Genomic DNA, 22,853 nt, shown 5'->3' with positions numbered 1-22,853 from the left:
GGGGGAATCCTTTAATTAATTACTTAATGTTTAAAATAAAAATGTGTTTATATGAAAGGAGCAGAAAATGAAAAGAGGTATTAAATATGATTTTTCGTTATTAGCATTATTGCTAATTCCAGTAGGTGTATCACTTAGTGTAGTAGGATATCAAATGTCAACTATTTTAAAATTACCTATATTTGTTGATCAGATAGGAACAGTTATGGTTTCCATGATTGCAGGTCCTTGGGTTGGACTATTAACAGGTTTTTTGGGAAATGCAGTAAATGGAATGTTAAATCCACTATCATTTGCTTTTAGTATTGTTTCTATGTGTATTGGATGCGCTTCTGGATATTTTTCTAAATGGAAGATGTATACAAACTTAACAGGAATTATTATTGCATGCGTTTTACTATCAATTATTTCAGCAACGTCAGCAGCAGTTGTTACTGTATTTTTGTTTGGTGGGGTCACTGGTGCTGGTACAGATTTTATTACAACAGCATTTCTTGCTACAGGGAATGCATTATGGAAATCTGTTATTTCTACTAATCTTATTTCAGGAACTATTAACACAATTATTAATGTTGGAATTAGTTGGATAATAGTTAGGAGAATACCAGATAGGTTTTTAGTAAAGTTAAATTATGGATTGCCTTATATAAAGAAAAAGGGGGTAAAAACTTATGAATAATTGGGTTGTGAAATTATATCCATCTACAAAATTTTTGTTTTTATTGATATTAATTATTTTAAGTATTTTTGTTCCAGGATATAAGTTTCAATATTTAGTATTGCTATTTATACTTATTGTTAGTTTATTATCAAATAGTCTTAAAGGATTTTTAAGTGTATTTTTTAAATCTATTTTTATTATTGTGTTATTCCTTTTTATTATTCAGACATATATTGTGCCAAATTCAGATTCAATACAATTAGTAGGATTTATTCATTTTTCTAGTACTGGTTTAAATGATAGTTTAAATATGACATCTAAAATTATAGCAATCAGTTCTAGTATTATATGGTTTTTTCAAGTTACTAGTATTAAAGATATTATTTTTGCTTTAGAGAGAATAGGAGCTCCAAGAAAGGTTACTTTCATAATTGCATCTACTATTCAACTTGTTCCACAAATGACATCATTATCAAAAACAATTACAGATGCTCAAAAATCTAGGGGAATTGAAACTGAAGGTGACATCTTAATAAGGGCAAAAGCATTTATTCCTATGATTGGACCATTAGTTTTATCTTCTATTCAACAAACAGAAGAAAGAGTTTTAGCACTTGAGTCGAGAGCATTTTCATCAAATGTAAGAAAAACATCAATTTATACAATTAAAAAAAGTAAATTAGATTATATATTAGATATATTATTATTTGCAGTATTTATCGGATATTTTGTAAGGAGGTTCATATAATGAATATAGTTTCTTTAAAAAATATAAGTTATCAATATCCTTTGGAAGATCGTGAAGTGATAAAAAATGTATCATTAGATATTAAAAAAGGAAAAGTATATGGATTAATTGGAGCTAATGAATCAGGAAAAACAAGTTTATGTAATATTATCCGTGGATTTATACCCGAATTGTATCGTGGAAAATTAAAAGGAGAAGTATTAATTCACGGGAAGAAAATAGAAGAATATTCTATGGGAGATCTTTCAACAATTATTGGATATTCTTTTCAGAATCCATTTACTCAGATTTCAGGAGTTAAAGATACTGTGTATGAAGAAATTGCTTATGGAATGGAGAATATAGGAGTTCCACGAGACAAAATGATAGATAGAGTAAATGAGTTGATTAAATTGTTTAATCTTGAGAAATTAGTAGATAAAAATCCGTATGAATTGTCAGGAGGTCAAAAGCAAAGAGTAGCTCTTGCATCTATGCTTGCATTAGATCCAGAAATTATTATTATGGATGAGCCTACATCACAGCTGGATCCAAAAGGCACAGAGGATATCTTTGAAATTATTCAATTTATGAAAAATAAAGGGAAAACAATTATTTTAGTGGAACATAAAATTGATTTAATAGCTTCATATTGTGATAATATTCTCTTGATGAACAATGGAAAGCTAGTTATGAATGGGACTGTACGAGAAATATTAACCAATACAAAAGTATTAGAATATGGGGGACAGTTGCCACAAGTAGTATTGTATTTTATTGAACGTATAAAAAGAGGAGAGGATTTTGATTTTATTCCATTAACAGTAGAAGAAGCATATGAGTATCTTGAAAAGAGAGGTGTAAAGTAAAATGGCATATCTTGAATTAAAAAATGTAAGTTATGTTTATTCGAATGGACACAAGGCTATCGAAAATGTAAATATGCAGTTTGAATTGGGAGAGTCTGTAGCAATTATAGGACAGAATGGTGCTGGAAAAACTACAACAGTAAAATTAATGAATGGTCTATTAAATCCAACATCAGGAGAAGTAATCGTTGATGGACTTTCTACGAAACAAAACACAACTGCAACCATAGCTCAAAAAGTTGGATATGTTTTTCAAAATCCAGATGATCAAATATTTCAAGACACAATTTATAAGGAAATTGCATACGGACCTTTAAAACAAAAGCTTTCAAAAGAAGAAGTTAAAAAAAGAGTAAGTAATGCAGTAGAATTATGTGGATTATCAAATGAATTGGATGAGCATCCATATAATCTGCCTTATTCAAAAAGAAAGTTTATTACTATTGCTGCAATAATAGCAATGGATCCTCAAGTTATAATTTTGGACGAACCAACAGCTGGTCAGGATAGTGAATCTACAGAATTACTAGGAAAGATTATTGATGAATTAGCTGGAAAAAGCAAAACAGTTATTACAATTACACATGACATGGAGTTTGTAGTGAAACAGTTTAAACGTGTAATAGTAATGGCTGATAAAAGAAAAAGGACAGACGAGCATCCAAAAAATATTTTTTGGAATGAAGAACTTTTACAATTAAGTAATTTAAAACAACCATACATTTGTCAGCTAGCTAAATTGATGGGATATAAAAATGCATTAACAATAGATGAGTTAATTGGGAAAGAGGTATAGGTATGCAAAATATATTAATAGACTGTGATCCAGGACATGATGATGCATTAGCACTTTTAGTAGCTTTAGCAAATGAAGAAAAATTAAATGTGCTTGGAGTTTCAACAATTGGTGGGAATCAGACGTTGGAGAGAGTAACAAAAAATGCAAAGAATGTGTTAGGTTTTATTAAAGCAACTGTGCCGTTAGCGATGGGGCAGAGCTATCCATTAGTAAAAGAACTGAAAACAGCTCCAGAAGCGCATGGAGACAGTGGTATGGATGGTCCATATTTTAGTGATAATGATTATCCTATAAGTTCAGAAAATGCGGTTGTATTTATGTACAATAAGATAATGGAGAGCGAAGATAAAGTTACTATCGTAGCGTTGGGACCATTGACAAACATAGCATTACTAATAAGAACTTTTCCGGAAGTTAAGCAGAAAATTGAATGTATAAGCTTAATGGGAGGAGGCTTAGATCATGGTAATTGTTCTGAGATTGCTGAATTCAATATCTACGTAGATCCAGAGGCTGCTAATATAGTTTTTCATTCAGAGATACCTATTATAATGGCAGGATTAGATGTTACAGAAAAGGCAGAAATTACAGTTGAGGAAATTGAACGATTGAAAGATAAGGGAAAAGTCAGTCATTTAGCTTATGAATTGTTATCTTTCTATAATAAATCCGGTCAGCAGTTTGGGTTTATTAATAGTCCAATACACGATTTATGTGCTGTTGCATATTTACTTGATGCTGGTATATTTGCAGGAAAAAAGTACTATGTTGATATTGTTACGGATTATGGAAAAAGCAGAGGCCTAACTTTTGCAGACAAAAGACGTATTCCAGCAGCAGCTCCTAATGCGCTTGTGTTATTAGAAGTAAATAGAGAAAAATTTGTGAAATTATTATTAGATACCTTAGAAAAATTGGATTCTAAAGTGATATAATTACATATATTTTGTGTATAATTAAGATAGAGGTAGGTGAGATTCATGCTACATGTAAATGGGCTAAATCTGATTATACTTTAGAAAATAAAATAAAATTATGGTATTACATCAATGAAAAAAATTGTGATATACTATGAGAGCAATGCGTTGTACCGACAGTCATACCACTTGTCGTCGATACAACGTATTTTTTGTAGTCAAAATATATAATGGATATTTTAATAATTAGGAGGAAAAGAAATTTAATGGAAGCAAGAAAAACAACAAACTTTATAACAGGAATTAATGTAAAAGCAATAATAGCAGTATTTAATGAAACTATATTGAATGTTGTTTTATCGCCTCTAATGGTGGAAATGAATGTTACAGCGGGAACAATACAATGGATAATTACTGCATATAGGATAGTTATAACAGTTCTAGTACCAATTACAGCTTTTTTAGTTCAAACATTTGAAACAAAGCAGCTATGACAATATTTTTAGTTGGAACAATATGTGCAGCTTGTTCGGAATCATTTGTAATGTTACTTATATCAAGAATTTTACAAGCGGGAGGAACTGGAATGATGATTCCAATTATGATGAATACAGTGTTAGTAGTAACATCATCACAAAATCGTGGTTCAGTAATGGGACTATGTGGTGCTACACTTTGTCTTGGACCAGATCTTGGACCAACAGTTGCAGGAATTGTATTGCAATTTTTTAGTTGGCATGCACTATTTATAATATTAATTCCAATTATAATTTTAGCTATGATTTTAGGTTCAATTTATTTAGTTAATGTATCAACTGTTACAAAACCTAAGATTGATTTCATGAAGGTATTATTTGAAAATGCTGATTTGGAGTTAAGGGATTAAAGTTAGAAAACTAGAATGTGTTAGAGTGAACCGTATCATAAATAAGTGAGGTTTATAGCCTTAGGTATTTATATTACTTACTTAGGGCTATTTTTATAAGTAAAATGCCGTATTGTAAGTTAGAATGATAAATTAATTAATATATTTATAATTGACTTTAACCTAAGGTGAAAGTTTAGTATATTAATAATTATGAGATAGTATGAATAGACCAATTTAGATAAATGCTATCAGTTGTAAAAGAAAAATATCCTAGTTTAAAGATGCGATTAGGAGAACTTTTAAGGATACTACATGATAATAATGGGTTCAATTTTAAGGTGCAAAAAGAGCTAAATAAGGGTGAAACCACATATGAATCACATTAAGATTCTCATGTGGGTTTTCTCGTTATAGTGGCTGTTTTCAATGAGTTTATCACATTTAAATTAGGATAATGTAAGAAAAACTTAAGAATTAAGTTAATATATATTAAATAATTAATGTTAAAATATAAATGAAAAAAATATACTAATACCAAGGAGGAAATTAAGTGATAAGAATACCATATATACTTATTGTATCAATTTTAATAGTAATTTGGACAATATATAGAATATCAGTAATAAAGAAAAGTAAAGAGAAAAATGTAATGAGAGAAATATTTATAAACGTATTTTTTATATATTTTCTGATATTAATTAATTTAACAATATGCAAAGGTTCAGTGTTACAAATAAGTTTTGAAGATAAACGAAGTATTAATTACATACCTTTAGTAGAAACAATAAAGATGTTCCAAAATAATTACATGGGTATAGGAAATACGCTTTATAATGTAGTTGGTAACATAGTATTGTTTTTACCATTAGGATTTTTCATTCCTTTATTATTTAAAAAGAAAAATAGTGTTTTAAATATAGCTCTATATGGATTTATAACATCACTAACCATAGAATTAATTCAGTTACTTACGTCATCTAATATAACTGACGTTGATGACATAATATTTAATACTTTAGGTGCAGCATTAGGATTTTTAATCTTTAATGTATTTTATAGGATTATAAAGAAAACTAAACTGAAATATTTACCAAGAAGTGTAACAAGCACCTTTGACGGAAATTTAGTAACTCTTATTATTAAACCAGTAAGTATTATGTTTGTAATAGTTTCACTTTTTAGCATTATAACTGTATATAATTCAACAATGTCATCAAATACTTCAGATGAGGAGATTGCAAACTCAGTTTTCCAATATAATAGTAATACAGAGTTTCAAGCAGTAAAAGAAATTTTAGGATATAAGATTTTCCTTAAAGAAGAAGGGGATTATGTAGAATTAAAAGCTGTACAAAAAGTTTTGAATAACAGGTGGCTTGATATTAGAAACTGTACGGGTCAATATCTTAAAGTTGATGGTGATTATAGTATTGGAATTATTTATGATGACATTACAGAACAAAATGTTACAATGTCGGTTTTGGCATTTGGTAAGAATAAGGATGCAAGCAAGGTTGAGATAATATTTAATGGTAAGAGTTATAGCGAAGAAATAAAATCAAATGAGTACTTTCTTATAGCATTTCCTAGTTTTGAAACTTTAGAAAATAAAGGTATTCATAATATTTATAATGGTTTGGAAAGTAAGGATTTAAAGATTGAATTCTTTGATAAAAACGGAAATAAGTATAATGATATGAAATTTGCGACTAATACATTTCAAGTTAGATTTAAATAGAGCATCAATGATGCTCTATTTATTTTTCATGTGAATTACGTTGTATTTCAATGTGAAGTTAAGTACGATTTTTAATGTGATTTTACCACTTTGCACCTCAAACAGGAGCCTGTTGATATGATAATAAGTCTTTTGATATTATTATTTCAACATATGCATTTCATCATTTAAATGAAGATGAAAAATGTATAGCAATAGAAGAAATGATAAGAGTATTGAAATATAATGGAGTAATAATTATTGGAGATCTAATGTTTAAAGGTAAAGATTCAGAAGAAAAAATATTGAAAGGTTTATCAAAGGAACAGATAGATGAGATAAAAGATGATTACTACTCATATATTAATTTATTAATTGATGAATTTAAGAAATATAATAAAAGGTTAGAGTATATTAGAATAGATAGGTTTAATCATCATTACTCATTAGTATCACCTCCCTTCTCAAAAGAGGTAAAGTAATACCAGTAGCCCACATTCAACCGTTGAATTGTACTTTATAATTATACCATAATTATGTAGAATGTATGCACAAGAATAAAATGGAAAAATATCACTTACAGTAGTTACAGAGAACCGTATCATAAATAAAGAGATGCGGTTCTATTTTAATTATAAATTTAAAGTAGCAACATTTAGAATCTATATGTTTACTACTTAAATTTTTGTGGAAATTGTTTGATTATACCGTCAGTAAGTATATCTGCAAACATAATCATATGTTTTTCACCTTTATCATATGATTCAATATCGGATTTCCAATCTTTATTTAATCTGGCTACAACTTGATCTGTAATAAATTGTAGATGTTTATATAGCATATCTTTTAAAACTTTCTTTGAATAGTTAGGGTTAGCAGAACTTAAAAAATCAGATATTTTATCAGCATTTTCATACCAAAGTTTATTATATTTTTCTAAATCATCTTTATTTCCACTTTTAGCAGCATCAGTAACTTGCCCTGCAAGTTCTATATGCTCTCTTAGTAGTACAGATAATTTATTTCCAGCAGCTTATCCATAATAAGGTTTAATTGAATTTCCAATATCATCTTGATTTTTAAGAAGTCTTTCTAATACAGGTTTTTTATCTTCAAGTGATGACAAATCACTTGTAATAAAGCTTCTAGTCCATGAAACATAATCTATCCAAAGAATTCTCTCTGCCATTTTTAAATCACATGTAGCCTTATTACAAGGTATACTTTTTTCTAATGCGTTAGATTTAACTGGTACTAAAATCAAAGATAATAGAAATAATGCTAACAATAAATTTTTTGAAAAATTTTTTATAATTATATAGTCCTTTATTCTTAGTTTGTTCAAGATTATGCAAATGTATACTGCTAAATGCGAAGAATGATTTATTAAATTTGGTAAATATAGGTGATAATGAATGTAGATATGATATAGAATAAAAAAGAAAAAGAACGACAAACAAACTAGTTTTTAAATATTTTATTACATAAATTGCTTTATTATTAACTGAAAAATATTGATTTGGTTATATAAGATTAAGAATAGTATTTAATATAAATAATTTAACTATTTAAGGTGATTTATATAATCATTTTAAATAGTTTTTTTATGATTCAAATCTTAAGATTTCATTAAAATATAAATTATTATGTTAAGATTTTGTTAATACTATAAGGATTAAATAGAATTAAGGAACAAATAGTAGTATAATTGCCTTAATTTTTCCTAAATGCATACATTTGGAACAAAAAAATACTAAGGAGGGTTTTATGAAGATTAAAGATATGCCAATATATAAGAAACTAATAGTTTCGTTTATTGTAATAGCAATAATTTCAATTATATCAGGCCTAATTGGATTAGGCTTTTTAATAAAAACTAATAAGGACTATCAATATGCATTAACTAATTATGGATTTTCTCAAGGGGATATTGGAAAATTAGGCATAGAAATTCAGAAGTCAAGAGCAATTGTGCGTGATATTATATTCTTAGAAAATAAGGACGAGCTGATTGAATCTCAAAATTTACTTGATGAATGTGAAAAGAAAATAGATGAATTACTAAAAGGAGTTGAGAATACAAGCACAACAGATACAGAAAAAGAAATATTTAATGATCTTAAAGATTCATCAGAGCAGTATAAGAAAATAAGAAAAAAAGTAGTAAAATTAGGATTAGAGAATAAAAATCAGGAAGCATTAGATTTATTTAGAGACGAAGGCATGCCTATTATGGAAAATATAACTGGTTTAACTAATGATCTTTTAAAAACTAATATTATTGATTGCAATAATGTTTCCAATAAATTAAAAGTATTATCTGGTATTGCAATAGTTGTTATAATATCATGTATAATAATTTCTTTTGTACTTACAATAGTACTGGCAAAATATATTTCTAAAATGATAGGTAATCCAATAAAGGATATGGTAAAAATTGCAGATGAAATATCTCATGGAAATTTAGATGTCTTAGTTGAATCAACATCTAACGATGAAGTAGGAGAATTGGCAGATGCATTTTCTAAAATGATTAAGGCGCTAAAAGCCTACATTAATGACATAGAAAATGTTTTGGGGAATATTTCAAATGGAAATTTAAATGTAGAAACTGAAGTAGATTATAAAGGAAATTTTGTTGAAATAAAAAATTCATTATATAATATTTTACAGTCTTTGAATGAGGTATTTGGTGAAATTAAAGAAGCGTCTAACCAAGTTACTGGAGGCTCAGAACAAGTTTCAACAACTGCACAGGTTTTATCAGAAGGATCTACAAATCAAGCAAGTGCAGTGGAAGAACTTTCAGCATCAATGCAAGAAATAAATGAGAAAGTAAAAAGCAGTGCTAAAAATGCAGATAATACTAATGATATAGTAATCAAACTTCTTGAAGATGTACAAAAAAGTAATAATGAAATGAAAAATATGCTTACAGCAATGGATGAAATTGAGAAGTCATCTAATGACATAAATAATATTATCAAGGCTATTGATGATATAGCAGCACAAACTAATTTACTTGCATTAAATGCTGCAATAGAAGCTGCTAGAGCAGGTGAGGCAGGAAAAGGATTTGCAGTAGTAGCAGAAGAAGTAAGACAGTTAGCTAATCAAAGTGCACAAGCATCAAAACAAACTGCTGAATTAATTCAAGAATCAATAAACAACGTAGTTACTGGAAAGAACTTAGCTGATAATACAGCTGAAAATTTATCGAAAGTAGTTATAAATGTAAATAAAGTTACTGAATTAGTTTGTGATATAGCTTCTTCATCTGAAGAACAAGCAGAAGCAATTGCTCAAGTGAATAGTGGAGTTAATCAAATTTCAGATGTTATTCAATCTAATTCAGCAATTTCAGAAGAAAGTGCTGCTGCCAGTGAAGAATTAACAGCACAAGCAGAAACATTAAATACAATGATAGAACGCTTTAAATTAAGACACTAATATAATTAATAAGTCTGTAAAGTAAATGAGTATAAAAATACTACTGAAAATGTAAATTTCAGTAGTATTTTTTATAATATAATTAAAAGTTAAACAATTATAATTATTTATTTAACGCTTTAATAAATTCGATTTGAGTATTAATAACTTGTCTTTCTTTATCCGTTTCAGCATTCTTTAATCTACTTTCAAGATTAGTTATTCTAGATGATAATTCTTGTTCGCTTAAATTAGTAAGGCTCTTTACATTGATAGAAGAAGCATTAGTATATTTATTATCAGCTGTTGTATGAAGTTTAATTAATCCTTTATTAATAAAATCTTTAACAACATTATAAGATTTAGAAGTTTTATCTATACCAATTATTTCCCAATTCTTATTTAAGTTTGGTTCTAAAACTCCATTTTTAACTTCTTTAATGTATTTTATAGTTAGATTTCTAATTGTTCCTTCATCTTCTCCAAATACTTCTTTAGAATCATAAATTTTATTGAGGTTCTTTCCGTGGAAAATACCACCTTCTTTTTGAAGTCCTTCTAATCTATAAGAATTCATACCTAATGTAAGTTTTGTATCATCCGTAATCGCTTCCCCATTAGGGAAAGTTAAATCAGTTATTCTATTTCCAGATTCTTTAGTTAAGTCAATTTTGTAATTAACCCCACCAAAAATATCATTAGTGCTGTATTTAGAATTTCTTCTATTAGGATTATAACTTATTGTCATATCACCATCTTTAAGAGTGTTGAAGTAGTCTGCACTCCATTCCATATACGTTTTAAGGTCTTTACCTGTTACTTCATAAACAGATACTTCACCACCAGTATAAGTATAATTGGCTGCAATATCTTTTATTTTAATATCCCCAACATTTAATTTAGCTTCTTCATTATCAGTACAGAAAGCTACAACATCAGCTTTACTATAATATTTAGCTACATCATGAAATAAATTCATTATACCAGTAGGCTCTGTAAATACAGTAGAAATTCCTTTAATTTCATCTTCATGAACTAAATTTTCATTAACAAGTTTTCCTATAGGTTGATTAACTATATCTCTAAGTATATTATTAAAAGGTGCTAATTTTTCTTCTAAATCTTTGTTAGATTCAACATTGTTAACACTTAAAGTTTCTGCTTTTTTATCTATAACTTTATAACCAGTACCATCTTTTTGCACTTTAATATCTATTTTAGATAAACTATTTCCATATTTATATGGTTCTGTAACTAGCACACCATTTATAAGTTTAGAACTTACATTAAGGTGCATATGACCTGCTACAATTGCATCTAATTCAGGACAAGCATTAGCTAAATCAGTAACTCCTGTATCAGATATGTTATTTTCATTGGCTTCACCCATATGCATAACACCTATAAGTAAATCTACATTTCCTTTTAATTCCTTAATAGCTTTCTTTGTTTCTTCAACAGCATTGTTTACAACAAGTCCATCTAAGTTTCCATTGTCTTTTTCAAATTGTACTATCATTGGTGTTGTCATACCTATAATACCTATTTTAACACCATCTTTTTCTATGATTTTATAAGCAGGTAAAAATCTTGTACCATCTTCTTTATAAACATTTCCTGAAAGAGCAGTACCACTAAATTTAGAAATAGTTCTGTTTAATACATCTTGAGTAAAGTTAAATTCATGATTACCCATTACCCATGCATCATATTTCATATCATTCATTGCCGTAACCATAGGGTTGTCCGCATAATCTTTAAAAATTTCACAGTAATTATCTTGAATGCTATCTCCTGCATCTACCAATATAGTGTTGGGATTTTCAGTTCTAATTTTATTTACTAAAGTTGATATTTGAGTTAAACTTCCTTTAGTATCAGGCGTGTCGGTAGCATATTCCCAAGGCATAAATCTACCATGAACATCAGATGTACCTAAAATTGTAATATCAATAGAATCTGATGCATAAACAGGGTTTTTTACAAAACCGGTACTAACAAGTAATGCAGTTAAGCATATTGACATTAGTGGTTTAAATAATTTTTTTTCAAGTCTAATTCCTCCTTATAATGTATATGTATTGAATGTTATAAGTTATATATCAGTTAGCCCTTTAAAATTATGAAAATGTTTACTTTTAACAATATATTTAAATATACTTTAGTATTATCAATCTGTCAATATTTCCTTCAAATTAATAATGAAGTAAAATCATATGTTTTCACACTAATTTAGTAATATAAATTTAACTATATCTCTATAATTAACTAAAGTGCGAGCTGTGAAGCAGCACGCAAAATAGCGTGACTCTTCCTCTTGTGGGCAAATGAAATCTGTCTACATTAGTAAGCTAATAATGTATAGTAGGGAAACCCTATCAAGTAATACCTAACCAGTAGCTTGTATCTAGTCCTTGGAGCCGAAGTGGTAACATCAGGTTTAAGCGTAGGGCAGAGAGCAAACGAGCCGAAACGAAAGTGAAGTGATCGAGCCGCGAAATAATTATACAAATGAAGAGGTCGATGTCTTTTTAGTAACAGCAGACAATACTATACAAATCGATATGGTTAGAGTTGTATAGCTCTTCCGAGGTCTTAGAGCTTGGCGAGTTTGATGATAAATATGTTGTTAGAACAGCTGAGGTCCTATAATATCTACAATGTAGTATGCAAAATCAAGTAAGGAAACAAGCAAGATGAGCAAAAGTATTATAGGAAGTCCCACTAACACATAGTACCGTAGAAACCTGCGAAAGCAGGCGGATGGAAGGGGTTAGCACAACATAGCTTCAAGTACACTTGAAAATTTTACAGACAGGAGAGCTGAGATAATATGATTAACGAGTTACTTTGAATACAATTTAATATAGAAAAGGCTAGAACAGATGGTAAAGTACAAAACCTTGCTTCATATATCAACAAAGAAACTCTCATAGCAAGCCATAAACAAATGGATAGAAAGAAAGCTAAGGGAATTGATGGTGTTAGCAAAGAAGACTATACTGAGAAATTAGAAGAAAATATTACAAACTTAGTTAAACGAATGAAGAGTGGTAGTTATAAACCAATGCTACAAGAAGAACTTATATTCCTAAAGATGGAAGCAACAAGATGAGACCACTGGGTATATCTTGTTATGAAGATAAACTAATAGAAAATGTAATATCTCAAATATTAACTATGATTTATGAACGAAAATTTTATGATGATTCATATGGTTTCAGACCGAACAGGAACTGCCATCAAGCAGTTAGACAATTAGTAGAAAATGTGCAGTATCATAAAGTATGTTATATTGTTGAAGCTGATATAAAAGGTTTCTTTGATAATGTAAATCACCAATGGATGATTAAATTTTTAGAACACGATATAGCAGATAAAAGATTTATTGAAATAATTAATAAATTTCTTAAGGCTGGAATTATGGAAAATGGAAAATATATAGATAGTGAAAAAGGTACTCCGCAAGGTAACGGAGCATTGCCAGTGCTTGCTAATATATATTTACATTATGTTCTAGATAATTGGTTTGATGTAATGGTTAAACGTAAATATAAAGGTGAAACATATTTAGTGAGATATTGTGATGACTTTGTTTGTTGCTTTCAATATAAATGGGAAGCAGAAAAGTTCTATAAGGAACTTATTGAAAGGTTCAAGAAATTTGGATTAGAATTAGCATTAGAGAAAACTAAGATTTTGGAATTCGGAAGGTTTGCTAAAGAAAATAGGAAAAGAATGGGGTTAGATAAACCTGAAACCTTCGATTTCCTAGGTTTTACATTTTATTGTAGCGAAAACAGTAGTAAGTCATATTTCAGATGCAAGGTTAAGACTTCTAAGAAGAAGTATCGGAGTAAAGTGAAAACAATGAAACAATGGATTAAATATAATAGAAATATGCCTATAAGTGAATTGATTAAGAAAATAAATCAGAAACTTAGAGGACATTATCAATATTATGGCGTAAACGACAACACACGAAGTGTGAAAAGCTTTCTCAATACAACAAGATATTTACTATTTAAATGGACTAATAGAAGAAGTCAAAAACGTAGTTACAATGCAGAAACATTTTACAACGGATTATTGAAAACTTTTCCGTTGTTAGAGCTGAAAATAAGCGTTAGCTTATTCTATAGATAAATTTAAATATGAGGTGAAGAGCCGTATGCCTTAATAGGGCACGTACGGTTCTGTAGAGGAGTATAGGCGGTAACGCCTATATTTACTCGAGAATTTTTAATATCAACTTAGGTTTAAATTATAATAATACATTTAAGGAGTTATAAATTATAGTGTATAATTAAGAATATAATAAATAACATAATTACCATTTAATAAAAGTATTTGGTGAAATATATATGGTTTAATAATGGAGGGGAAATATGAATATTTTAATTACTAACGATGATGGGATAAGTGCTAGAGGAATAAAAACTTTAGCGGAAAAGATGTCAAAGAAGCATAATGTAATAGTTGTTGCACCAAGAGAACAAAAAAGTGCATCAAGTCATTCTATATCTATTAACATACCAATTAAAATTAGAGAAGAAAAGATTGATGGCCTAGATTGTAAGGCGTATAGCCTTGTTGGAACACCTGCAGATTGTACTCAAGCAGGAATATCATTGTTAGCTAAAGATATTGATCTTGTTATTTCAGGAATAAATAGAGGATTCAATAGTGGAACTGATATCCTATATTCAGGAACTGTTTCAGCTGCTATAGAAGGAGCACTTTATGATGTACCGTCCATTGCAATATCTATGGATGTGAAGTGGGACAGGGATGATGAAGATTACAGTAAAGCTGCTAATTGGGTGAGTAAAGTTGTTGATTTAGCCGGGGAAAAATATTTAAAGAAGAATGTGGTTTTAAATGTCAATGTCCCTAATATTAATGAAGAAGATATTAAAGGATTAAAAGTATGTAAGATTGGAAAATCCACATACAAAACAGAATATGTTCTTTTACATGAAGATGATGATAGAGTTTATGAAACTAGAGGTGTTAGAAATGAAATAGAAAAAGATGAAAGTGATTTATATTTTTTATCTCAAGGATATGTTACATTAACACCATTACATTTCGATTTTACAAATTTTAAGGAACTAAATGAAGTTAAGAAAATTTTTGAATAAATTATGGATTTTTTTAGGCTCTGTTTTATTGAAGTGTTTATATATGCATAAACAAAGTGGACTTAGTAATTGAACTTAAGAATACCACTTTTATTGCATATATAAACACATATTTGAAACAGAGCCTATATTAAAGTGCAATTATTTCTTATGCGATTAAAATAATGTACGAAATAAAATTTATAAGTAAGGTGTCACAAAGAAATATTGCACTAGAGATAAAAGTATACTTACAATTAATATTAACGAAGTAATAATTGCATGTCTTTTTTTATACATAACTACAAAAGCAATATATTCTCTAATCATTGCATTTGGTAAGAAATAAAATGCAGTCTTAGAGCCAATTCCTTGACTTTTTAAACCTGCTTTTCTTGCAAAAATTCCAGCTCTAAATAGATGAAAATTATTTGTTACAAATATGCTAGAATGATTTTCAGGAATTAAATTATCCATTATTTTTTTAGAAAACATCATATTTTGTAAAGTGTTTACTGATTTGTCCTCTAAAATAGTATCTTCAATAGGAATTCCTTTTTGGGTAGCATATTTTTGCATAGCTAATGCTTCAGAAATTTTTTCATCAGATCCTTGACCACCAGAAAAAATAATTTTAGGTGGATTAGTTACAGTGCCTTGTTTGTTATAAAATTCAATAGCTTTATTAATACGACTAGCTAATAGCGGAGGGACTCTCTCTCCAATCAATCCACTACCTAATACAATAATAAAATCTTGACAAAGTTTTGGTTTATTAAATTGATAAAGAAATGATATCATTAAAAAATTGAAAACATCGAATAAATAGTATAGTAAAACAAAATTTATTCCACCTAAAAGAAGTTTTACTTCTTCAGGAAAATTCCAACTACTTATTGTAAAAGACCAAATTAAATATAGTATTAACGCTATTGCAAGAAAAAAAGTTAATAAGTTAGCAGGAGTTCTACTTTCACGTTTTATGACAACTTTAGCATTTATAAATAACCCTACAATTAATGCATAAATACCAAAAGCAAAAACTATAAACATAATTATAAAAAATACAAGAAATAAAAGTATTAGAAATCTATTTTGTGTTTCAAATACAATATCAATAGTTGTTATCATTGCTGAAAATAAGAAAATATTAAATAGAAATCCATTAATTAATTTTCTTGAATCTTTTAGATATGAGGCTAGAAAAATTAAAAATGTAATTGCTGTCAATCCTAATAAAAGAACCATTATGTACCTCCATATAAATTTTTTGGTTATTATATTCTTATATTGATATTATGTAGCCTTAGGTTAAAAGTCAATGTAAAAATATTACTTAAATTATGAAAAAATATTTATTTTTAAATGTGAATAAAAAATTAAAAAGGTGAAATAATAATAATAACTCTTCACAGTAACTAAAAATAATATATATTTAATATTTAAAAAATAGTGTATTGGTTTTTATTAAATCAATACACTATTTTTTATTATGTTTTAAACTGTCTAGTTATATACATTTACATATAAACATTTTATTAGAACAGGGTCTTTTAAATAGTGTAAAATTAAATCTATATAAAATTGTATATAGATAGATTTTATTATAAAATTAATGTAAAGTACGCACAGCATCTTTAGTGCGTTTTTTCTTTATATAAATGAAGTGGAGCGGAAAAAATGAAAAATATAATAGATTTAAAAAGAAAAGATGGTATTAGCTTAAAAGCAGAATTAAAAGTGTTAGATGAAAGTTATATTGAAAAAATAATGGAATTACAAGAATATGTAGATAGATCATTAGAAGATAAAGAATTATATGTTTTATCAACAAAAGATGAATTTATAGAATATATGCAAGGTGAAGGAAAAGTAGTAGGATATTTTACTTTAGATTCAAATGAGTTGATAGCTTTAGGTGTATATAGAAAATTAGGATATGAAAAAGAAAATTATGGGTATGATTTAGATATAGAGGGAGAAAAACTTTTAGAAATTGGTCAAGTTGAAGTTACGATAGTTAGGGAAGACTTTAGAGGGAATAAACTTCAAAAGATTCTTTGTGAGAATTTAGAGGAAATAGCTTTAAATAATAAAATTTCTATTATGACAGCAACTGTATCTCCCTATAATAAATATAGTTTAAATACATTTGAATCAATAGGATATAAAGTTGGAAAAGATAAATTTAAATATGGTGGACTAAGAAGATATGTTTTAATTAAATATTTATATTAATTGGGGGAGGTAAAGATGAGAATATTGCATACTGGTGACTGGCATTTAGGTAAGAACTTAGAAGGAAAAAGTAGAATGGATGAACAGGAACTATTTTTAAATGATTTTGTTAAGTTAGTTAAAGAGAATAATATAGATTTAGTTATTATTGCAGGGGATGTGTACGACTCAAGTAATCCACCAGCAAGGGCAGAAAAAATGTTTTATGATACACTAAAAAAAATATCGTCTAATGGTGAGAGAATTACATTAGTTATATCAGGCAATCATGATAATCCAGAGAGGCTTATATCAGCAGGTCCACTTGCAAGAGATCATGGAATAATTATGGTTGGTACCACTAAAACAATAGTTCAATGTGGTGAATATGGAAATCATAAAGTAATAGAATCTGGAGAAGGTTATATTGAATTAGAAATAAATGATGAAAGAGCTGTTATATTAACAGTACCATATCCTAGTGAAAAGAGATTAAATGAAGTTTTATATGGAGAAATGGACGGTGAAGAAGATAGAGTAAAATCTTATAGTGATAGAATGCATGTATTATTTGATTCTCTAAAAGTACATTATAGAAAAGATACTATTAATTTAGTTGCATCACATTTGTTTGCTATGGGGAGCGAAGAAGGTGGTTCAGAAAGAAGTATTCAATTAGGGGGAAGCTATATAGTAGATGGAGGTTGTTTTCCAAGTAAAGCTCAATATGTAGCTTTAGGGCACGTTCATAAACCACAAATTGTTCCTGGAACTAATAAAAGAGCTAGATATTGTGGATCACCTATTCATTATAATAGAAAAGAAATAAATTTTGATAAAAAGTGTTTTATTGTAGATGTAAAATGCAATGAAGCACCTAATATAAAAGACGTTGATTTAAAGATATATAAGCCTATTGAAATATGGAAATGCTCTAATATTGATGAAGCAATATTAAAATGCAAAGAAAACTCAGAAAGAGAATGCTTTGTTTATCTTGAAATAGAAACTGATAGATATGTAAGAGAAGATGAAATAAAGCAGATGAAAGATTTTAAGAAAGACATATTAGAGATAATTCCTAAGATTAAAATAAATGATGAAGAGGATGATGTTAAGAATATATCAGAAAAGTCTTTTGATGAAATATTTAAGGAATTTTACAAGAAAGAAAGAGGAGTAGAGGCAGATCAAGAAGTAATTGATTTGTTTTTAAATATAATGTCAGAAGTAGGGGAAGATGATGAGACCAATTGAGCTTAAAGTTAAAGGATTAAATAGTTTTATAGAAGAGCAAAAAGTAGATTTTAATAAGCTAACTGAGAGAGGCTTTTTTGGAATTTTTGGCCCAACAGGTAGTGGAAAATCAACTATTTTAGATGGAATAACATTGGCTTTATATGGACAGGTTTCAAGAAAAAGTTCTAATTATATAAACACTAATTGCAACTCATTAAATGTAAGCTTTGAATTTCAAATATCAGGTACAGAAAAGAGAACATACATTGTAAGTAGGGAATTTAAGCGTGATAATAAAACCGGAAATCCAAGAACCTCAAGAGCTAAAATTATTGATAAAACTAATGAGATAGAAGAAGTTTTAGCTGATAAAGCTCAAAGGGTAACTGAAAAATGTGAAGAAATAATAGGACTTGGATTGGAGGACTTTACTAGAACTGTTGTATTACCACAAGGTAAATTTAGTGAATTTTTAAAACTTGAAGGAAAAAGTAGAAGAGAAATGCTTGAAAGATTATTTAATCTTCAAAAGTACGGAAATATTCTTTCAGTAAAATTATCTAAAGAAATAAATAAAGAAAAAACTGAAAGTAATCTTTTAACTGGAGAATTAAAAGGTTATGAGGAAGTGAGTAATGAAAAACTTGATTCAAAGAATAAAGAATTTGAATTTGCAAAAAAACAATTAAATAGTGCAATTACTGAATTAAATAATATAGAAAAAAAATATAAGTTAAGTGAAGAAATTTGGAATTTACAGCTTGAATTAAATTCTTATAAAGAACAAAAAAAGGTTTTAAATTATAAATCTAATGAAATAGAAGAAGATAAAATTAAATTTAAACTTGGAGAAGCTGCATTAAAAGTAAAGCCTTATTTATTAGCGTATGAAAATACTTTAAAAGAAAATGATAAAACAAAAATAGAAAAAGAAAAATTAGAAATAAATTTTAAAGAGCTTAAGATTGAAAAAGAAGATGCTGAAAGAAAGCTATTAGATATTACAGAAAAAAAAGATAAAGAGATACCAGAATTAAAATTAAGAGAACAAAAAATAAATGATGTAATAGAAGAAAAAAGTAAGTTAGATATTTTAGATAAAGAAATAGAAGAAGTTGCTTTAAAAGTTCAAGTATTAAGAGAAAAATATAAAAAGGAAAATAATAAATTTGGAATTATAGATGGTAATATCAAAAATACAGATATTAATATAAAAGAGTTAGAAAAGCAATTTGAAAGTTTAAAAATAGATGATGAATTAAAATCTAAGGTTCAAGAAGGCCTTTTAATTAGTGAAAAATATAATTTATTTGAAAGAAATATCATTAATAATAAAAATAAATGCGCTAATTTAAATAAAGAAATAGAAGGGCTAAAATTAGAATTTAGTGGTTTACAAAAAATATATAAAGTAAAAATTGATTCGTTAAATAAAAATAAAGAAGAGTTAGAAGAATTAATTAAACACTCTCCAGGTAAGCAAGAAGATTTATTAAGTCTTCACAAAATATTAACCACTTGTAATGAAAAGTGGGAGAAATTTAATCGATATTCTGAAGAAATAAAAAAATCTAAGTTATTAATTGAAGAGTTAGAAGAATTATTAAAAAAAGATAAAGACAAAAAGACTAGTCTTGATAATGAATTATTAGAATTAAAAGAAAAATATAAAAAATATGAAATAGAAAATTTGGCTTTTAAAATAAGAATGAATTTAAGGAATGGGGAAGCATGTCCGGTATGTGGATCTTTAGAGCATAGACTAGAAGATAAAGATATTTTAATTGATGATTTAGAAGATGATAAGATAAATGAATTAAATGACAAAATTAGTAGAAATGAAAATAAATTAAAAAAACTAGAACAAGAAATAACTGTATATAATACAAGAATTACTTCAGAAAAAGAAAAAATTAAAGAAAAAAAGATTCAACTAGAAAATTTAGGAGAAGAGTTTAAAAAATTATCACCTAAAGATATTGAACAACAATTTAATAAGTTAAAAAAAGATATAGAAGATTATGAAATAAAAAAAGAAGGTTTAGAAAATACACTAATAAAATTAAATGATGAGAATCATAAATTAGAAAATAATATTAATAAAATATCAACTGTGGTAGTGGAAAAAGAAAATCAATTAGATTTAATAAATGAAGAATTAAATCTTAATATAAATGAATTTAATGATGTAAAAGAAAAATTGCAAGTTATAAAAGAAGAAACTAAAGTTAGTGATTTTAATAAAAAAAGTGAAGAGATAATTAATATAGAAAAAGATAGAGATAATTTATCAAAAAAAATAAAGGAACTTAGAATTAATATTGAGACTTTAATAAAAGAAAAAGACATAGTTCAAGATAACTTAAAATTAATCACTGAAGAAGGGACAGATGCACGTACATCATTAAATGAAAAAAATAAAAATAGAGAAGAAAAAATAAAAATAATAAAAGATAAGTTGGAAAAAGAATTTAATTTGCTTGATGATTCAGATAACATTGATAAAGATAAATTATTTAATTTATTAGATTTCATAAAAAAAGATATTAATTCTATAGAAGTAGAGTTTAAATTAATTCATGAAGAAAAAGATAAGACTTGTGTTAAATATGAAAAATGTAATGAGGAATTTATTTCAATAGTAACTAAGCAAAATGAACTTATAAAGAGATGTGAAATAGAAAAAGAAAAATTAAACAAAAGTTTAAAAGATGAAAATTTTGAATCTATAGAAGATGCAAAGAAAAATATTATTGAGTCTAAAGATATTGAAAGATTAAAAGAAAAGATAGAAAAGTATAAAGAAGATTTATCTAAAATAAACGGGGCAATAGAAAGTTCAGTTAAAAAATTAAATAATAGAGAAATTACAGAAGAACAATGGATAAATATTCAAAATGGTGCAAAAGAAAAGAAAACTGAAGTTGAAACATTGAATGAAACAAAAATTAAATTAGAAGAAGAACATAAATTTATAGATAATAAGCTTAAAGAACTTAAAGATTTAATGGTTAAAAGAGAAAAAATTGATCATAAATTAGCATTGTTAGATGATTTAGATAAATTGTTTAAGGGTAAGAAATTTGTGGAGTTTGTTGCAATTACTCAGTTAAAATATATCTCAATGGAAGCATCTAAAAAGTTAAAGGAAATAACAAATGGTAACTATGGTTTAGAAGTAGATGAAAATGGTAAATTCATAATAAGAGATTATAAAAATGGAGGTGCTGAAAGAGATGCTTCTACTTTATCAGGAGGAGAAACATTTTTGACATCACTAGCTTTAGCTTTAGCATTATCATCACAAATACAGCTAAAGGGAACAGCACCATTAGAACTGTTTTTCTTGGATGAGGGATTCGGAACATTAGATGATAATCTATTAGAAGTAGTTATGAGTTCATTAGAAAGATTGCATAATGATAAATTAAAAATAGGCATAATTAGTCATGTTGAATCGATTAAAAATAGAGTGCCTGTAAAACTAATACTTACCCCAGCAGAATCAGGTAAAGGGGGGAGCAAGGTAAGACTTGAACGAAGTTAAATATATTGATGGTTAAAAGGGACAATATTTATGTACTAGAATTAATATAAATTTGGAGGGAATAAAATGGGAGAAAAAGAAAAAATGATAAATGGAGAACTTTATCTTACAAATTCAGAAGAATTAACGGGTGAAAGACAATATGCTAAGGAAGTTATATTTGAATATAATACATTAAGTCCAAGACAAGTTAATGAAAAAAATAATTTATTAAAAGAATTATTAGGAAAAGTAGGGGATAAGTTTTGTATTGAATCTCCATTTAGGTGTGCTTATGGGTATAATATCTTTTTAGATGAGGGTGTTTATATAAACTATAACTGTACAATATTAGATTGTGCAAAAGTTAAAATTGGTAAAAATGTAATGATTGGACCTTCAGTAAATATTTTTACAGCATGCCATCCTATAGAAGTGGAGCTAAGGCTTAAAGAATTAGAGTATGCATCTCCAGTTGAAATTGAAGATAATGTGTGGATTGGTGGAGGGGTAACTATTACTCCAGGTGTTAAGATAGGAAATAATTCAGTTATTGGAGCTGGTAGTGTTGTTACTAAGGATATACCAGAAAATGTTGTAGCAGTAGGAAATCCATGTAGGGTTATAAAAAATATTAATAATAAATAAAATTTATGTTTATATAGTGAATAAAAGTCAAAGAAAGTCAAAATTAAAGAAAAACTTAGATTTATACTGAATGGTTTAAGATAATTAAGATTTTTAGAAAAAACATTCACTTT

18 protein-coding genes and 2 pseudogenes are annotated in these 22,853 nt (G+C 27.4%); 17 read left to right on the top strand and 3 right to left on the bottom strand.

Translation table 11 applies throughout. The features are described 5' to 3' along the window. The first annotated feature begins 67 nt into the window (after positions 1-67). The 9 genes and pseudogenes from RYM86_RS09225 to RYM86_RS09185 all read left to right on the top strand — a co-directional run. Entirely contained in the window at positions 68-679 is a 612-nt protein-coding gene (locus RYM86_RS09225) for a hypothetical protein (protein ID WP_315079857.1), read from the top strand. Next, positions 672-1,409, top strand: a complete 738-nt coding sequence (locus RYM86_RS09220; RefSeq protein ID WP_315079855.1) for an energy-coupling factor transporter transmembrane component T — start codon at positions 672-674, stop codon at positions 1,407-1,409. The genes RYM86_RS09225 and RYM86_RS09220 overlap by 8 nt, the downstream gene beginning before the upstream one ends. Continuing rightward, positions 1,409-2,257 (top strand): ABC transporter ATP-binding protein, encoded by an 849-nt coding sequence (locus RYM86_RS09215; RefSeq protein ID WP_315079852.1) that lies wholly within the window; start codon positions 1,409-1,411, stop codon positions 2,255-2,257. The genes RYM86_RS09220 and RYM86_RS09215 overlap by 1 nt, the downstream gene beginning before the upstream one ends. Position 2,258: 1 nt before the next feature. Further along, complete coding sequence (locus RYM86_RS09210) at positions 2,259-3,053, top strand: ABC transporter ATP-binding protein (RefSeq protein WP_315079849.1); 795 nt, start codon at positions 2,259-2,261, stop codon at positions 3,051-3,053. Positions 3,054-3,055: 2 nt separating this feature from the next. Further along, on the top strand, positions 3,056-3,991 hold the full coding sequence (locus RYM86_RS09205) for a nucleoside hydrolase (protein WP_315079846.1): 936 nt from the start codon (positions 3,056-3,058) through the stop codon (positions 3,989-3,991). A gap of 248 nt (positions 3,992-4,239) precedes the next feature. Beyond that, entirely contained in the window at positions 4,240-4,467 is a 228-nt protein-coding gene (locus tag RYM86_RS09200) for a hypothetical protein (RefSeq protein ID WP_315079843.1), read from the top strand. Continuing rightward, the gene (locus RYM86_RS09195; RefSeq protein WP_315079842.1) at positions 4,464-4,859 is read left to right on the top strand and encodes an MFS transporter; all 396 of its coding nucleotides are present in this window, start codon (positions 4,464-4,466) and stop codon (positions 4,857-4,859) included. Before RYM86_RS09200 ends, RYM86_RS09195 begins: the two co-directional genes overlap by 4 nt. Positions 4,860-5,391: 532 nt before the next feature. Next, positions 5,392-6,579, top strand: a complete 1,188-nt coding sequence (locus tag RYM86_RS09190; protein WP_315079839.1) for a VanZ family protein — start codon at positions 5,392-5,394, stop codon at positions 6,577-6,579. A gap of 131 nt (positions 6,580-6,710) precedes the next feature. Continuing rightward, positions 6,711-7,040, top strand: a pseudogene (locus RYM86_RS09185) (class I SAM-dependent methyltransferase); the annotation flags it as partial. 191 nt (positions 7,041-7,231) lie between these two features. On the opposite strand, the pseudogene RYM86_RS09180 reads toward RYM86_RS09185, so the two are convergent. After that, positions 7,232-7,870 (bottom strand): annotated as a pseudogene (locus RYM86_RS09180) (glycosyltransferase). 455 nt (positions 7,871-8,325) lie between these two features. On the opposite strand from RYM86_RS09180, the gene RYM86_RS09175 reads away from it, so the two are divergent. Continuing rightward, on the top strand, positions 8,326-10,008 hold the full coding sequence (locus RYM86_RS09175) for a methyl-accepting chemotaxis protein (RefSeq protein WP_315079836.1): 1,683 nt from the start codon (positions 8,326-8,328) through the stop codon (positions 10,006-10,008). 103 nt (positions 10,009-10,111) lie between these two features. Here RYM86_RS09175 and RYM86_RS09170 read toward each other — a convergent pair whose 3' ends face one another. Further along, on the bottom strand, positions 10,112-12,013 hold the full coding sequence (locus RYM86_RS09170) for a 5'-nucleotidase C-terminal domain-containing protein (RefSeq protein ID WP_315079834.1): 1,902 nt from the start codon (positions 12,011-12,013) through the stop codon (positions 10,112-10,114). 924 nt (positions 12,014-12,937) lie between these two features. Here RYM86_RS09170 and RYM86_RS09165 point away from each other — a divergent pair. From RYM86_RS09165 to surE, 3 genes are all read left to right on the top strand, one after another. Further along, complete coding sequence (locus RYM86_RS09165) at positions 12,938-13,102, top strand: hypothetical protein (RefSeq protein ID WP_315079831.1); 165 nt, start codon at positions 12,938-12,940, stop codon at positions 13,100-13,102. Continuing rightward, positions 13,099-14,133, top strand: coding sequence for a reverse transcriptase domain-containing protein (locus RYM86_RS09160; RefSeq protein WP_315079829.1), 1,035 nt, complete (start codon positions 13,099-13,101; stop codon positions 14,131-14,133). Before RYM86_RS09165 ends, RYM86_RS09160 begins: the two co-directional genes overlap by 4 nt. Positions 14,134-14,375: 242 nt before the next feature. After that, positions 14,376-15,131 (top strand): 5'/3'-nucleotidase SurE, encoded by a 756-nt coding sequence (gene surE / locus RYM86_RS09155; protein WP_315079826.1) that lies wholly within the window; start codon positions 14,376-14,378, stop codon positions 15,129-15,131. Between the two features lie 180 nt (positions 15,132-15,311). Here surE and RYM86_RS09150 read toward each other — a convergent pair whose 3' ends face one another. Beyond that, entirely contained in the window at positions 15,312-16,358 is a 1,047-nt protein-coding gene (locus tag RYM86_RS09150; RefSeq protein ID WP_315079823.1) for a YdcF family protein, read from the bottom strand. Between the two features lie 432 nt (positions 16,359-16,790). On the opposite strand from RYM86_RS09150, the gene RYM86_RS09145 reads away from it, so the two are divergent. From RYM86_RS09145 to RYM86_RS09130, 4 genes are all read left to right on the top strand, one after another. Then, complete coding sequence (locus RYM86_RS09145) at positions 16,791-17,348, top strand: GNAT family N-acetyltransferase (protein ID WP_315079820.1); 558 nt, start codon at positions 16,791-16,793, stop codon at positions 17,346-17,348. A gap of 15 nt (positions 17,349-17,363) precedes the next feature. Next, a complete protein-coding gene (locus tag RYM86_RS09140) occupies positions 17,364-18,584 on the top strand; it encodes an exonuclease SbcCD subunit D (RefSeq protein WP_315079818.1) in 1,221 nt (406 codons plus the stop codon). After that, positions 18,571-22,113: an SbcC/MukB-like Walker B domain-containing protein gene (locus tag RYM86_RS09135; RefSeq protein WP_315079817.1), complete on the top strand. Its 3,543-nt coding sequence runs from the start codon at positions 18,571-18,573 to the stop codon at positions 22,111-22,113. The genes RYM86_RS09140 and RYM86_RS09135 overlap by 14 nt, the downstream gene beginning before the upstream one ends. Positions 22,114-22,179: 66 nt before the next feature. Beyond that, positions 22,180-22,740, top strand: a complete 561-nt coding sequence (locus tag RYM86_RS09130; protein WP_315079815.1) for a sugar O-acetyltransferase — start codon at positions 22,180-22,182, stop codon at positions 22,738-22,740. The last annotated feature ends 113 nt before the right edge of the window (positions 22,741-22,853 follow it).

This window comes from uncultured Clostridium sp. (assembly GCF_963527835.1).
Lineage (GTDB): Bacteria > Bacillota > Clostridia > Clostridiales > Clostridiaceae > Clostridium.
The sequence above is the reverse complement of the archived record's forward strand: the minus strand, read 5'-3'. Positions and strand labels throughout refer to the sequence as shown.

What these genes read in the sequence shown, in the direction of transcription:
- RYM86_RS09215 (WP_315079852.1), top strand. Translation starts at nt 1,409, where the DNA reads ATGAATATAGTTTCTTTAAAAAATATAAGTTATCAATATCCTTTGGAA.
- RYM86_RS09135 (WP_315079817.1), top strand. Translation starts at nt 18,571, where the DNA reads ATGAGACCAATTGAGCTTAAAGTTAAAGGATTAAATAGTTTTATAGAA.
- RYM86_RS09200 (WP_315079843.1), top strand. Translation starts at nt 4,240, where the DNA reads ATGGAAGCAAGAAAAACAACAAACTTTATAACAGGAATTAATGTAAAA.
- RYM86_RS09210 (WP_315079849.1), top strand. Translation starts at nt 2,259, where the DNA reads ATGGCATATCTTGAATTAAAAAATGTAAGTTATGTTTATTCGAATGGA.
- RYM86_RS09145 (WP_315079820.1), top strand. Translation starts at nt 16,791, where the DNA reads ATGAAAAATATAATAGATTTAAAAAGAAAAGATGGTATTAGCTTAAAA.
- RYM86_RS09220 (WP_315079855.1), top strand. Translation starts at nt 672, where the DNA reads ATGAATAATTGGGTTGTGAAATTATATCCATCTACAAAATTTTTGTTT.
- RYM86_RS09175 (WP_315079836.1), top strand. Translation starts at nt 8,326, where the DNA reads ATGAAGATTAAAGATATGCCAATATATAAGAAACTAATAGTTTCGTTT.
- RYM86_RS09195 (WP_315079842.1), top strand. Translation starts at nt 4,464, where the DNA reads ATGACAATATTTTTAGTTGGAACAATATGTGCAGCTTGTTCGGAATCA.
- RYM86_RS09225 (WP_315079857.1), top strand. Translation starts at nt 68, where the DNA reads ATGAAAAGAGGTATTAAATATGATTTTTCGTTATTAGCATTATTGCTA.
- RYM86_RS09170 (WP_315079834.1), bottom strand. Translation starts at nt 12,013, where the DNA reads ATGTCAATATGCTTAACTGCATTACTTGTTAGTACCGGTTTTGTAAAA.
- RYM86_RS09165 (WP_315079831.1), top strand. Translation starts at nt 12,938, where the DNA reads ATGGATAGAAAGAAAGCTAAGGGAATTGATGGTGTTAGCAAAGAAGAC.
- RYM86_RS09205 (WP_315079846.1), top strand. Translation starts at nt 3,056, where the DNA reads ATGCAAAATATATTAATAGACTGTGATCCAGGACATGATGATGCATTA.
- RYM86_RS09150 (WP_315079823.1), bottom strand. Translation starts at nt 16,358, where the DNA reads ATGGTTCTTTTATTAGGATTGACAGCAATTACATTTTTAATTTTTCTA.
- RYM86_RS09130 (WP_315079815.1), top strand. Translation starts at nt 22,180, where the DNA reads ATGGGAGAAAAAGAAAAAATGATAAATGGAGAACTTTATCTTACAAAT.
- RYM86_RS09140 (WP_315079818.1), top strand. Translation starts at nt 17,364, where the DNA reads ATGAGAATATTGCATACTGGTGACTGGCATTTAGGTAAGAACTTAGAA.
- RYM86_RS09160 (WP_315079829.1), top strand. Translation starts at nt 13,099, where the DNA reads ATGAGACCACTGGGTATATCTTGTTATGAAGATAAACTAATAGAAAAT.
- surE (WP_315079826.1), top strand. Translation starts at nt 14,376, where the DNA reads ATGAATATTTTAATTACTAACGATGATGGGATAAGTGCTAGAGGAATA.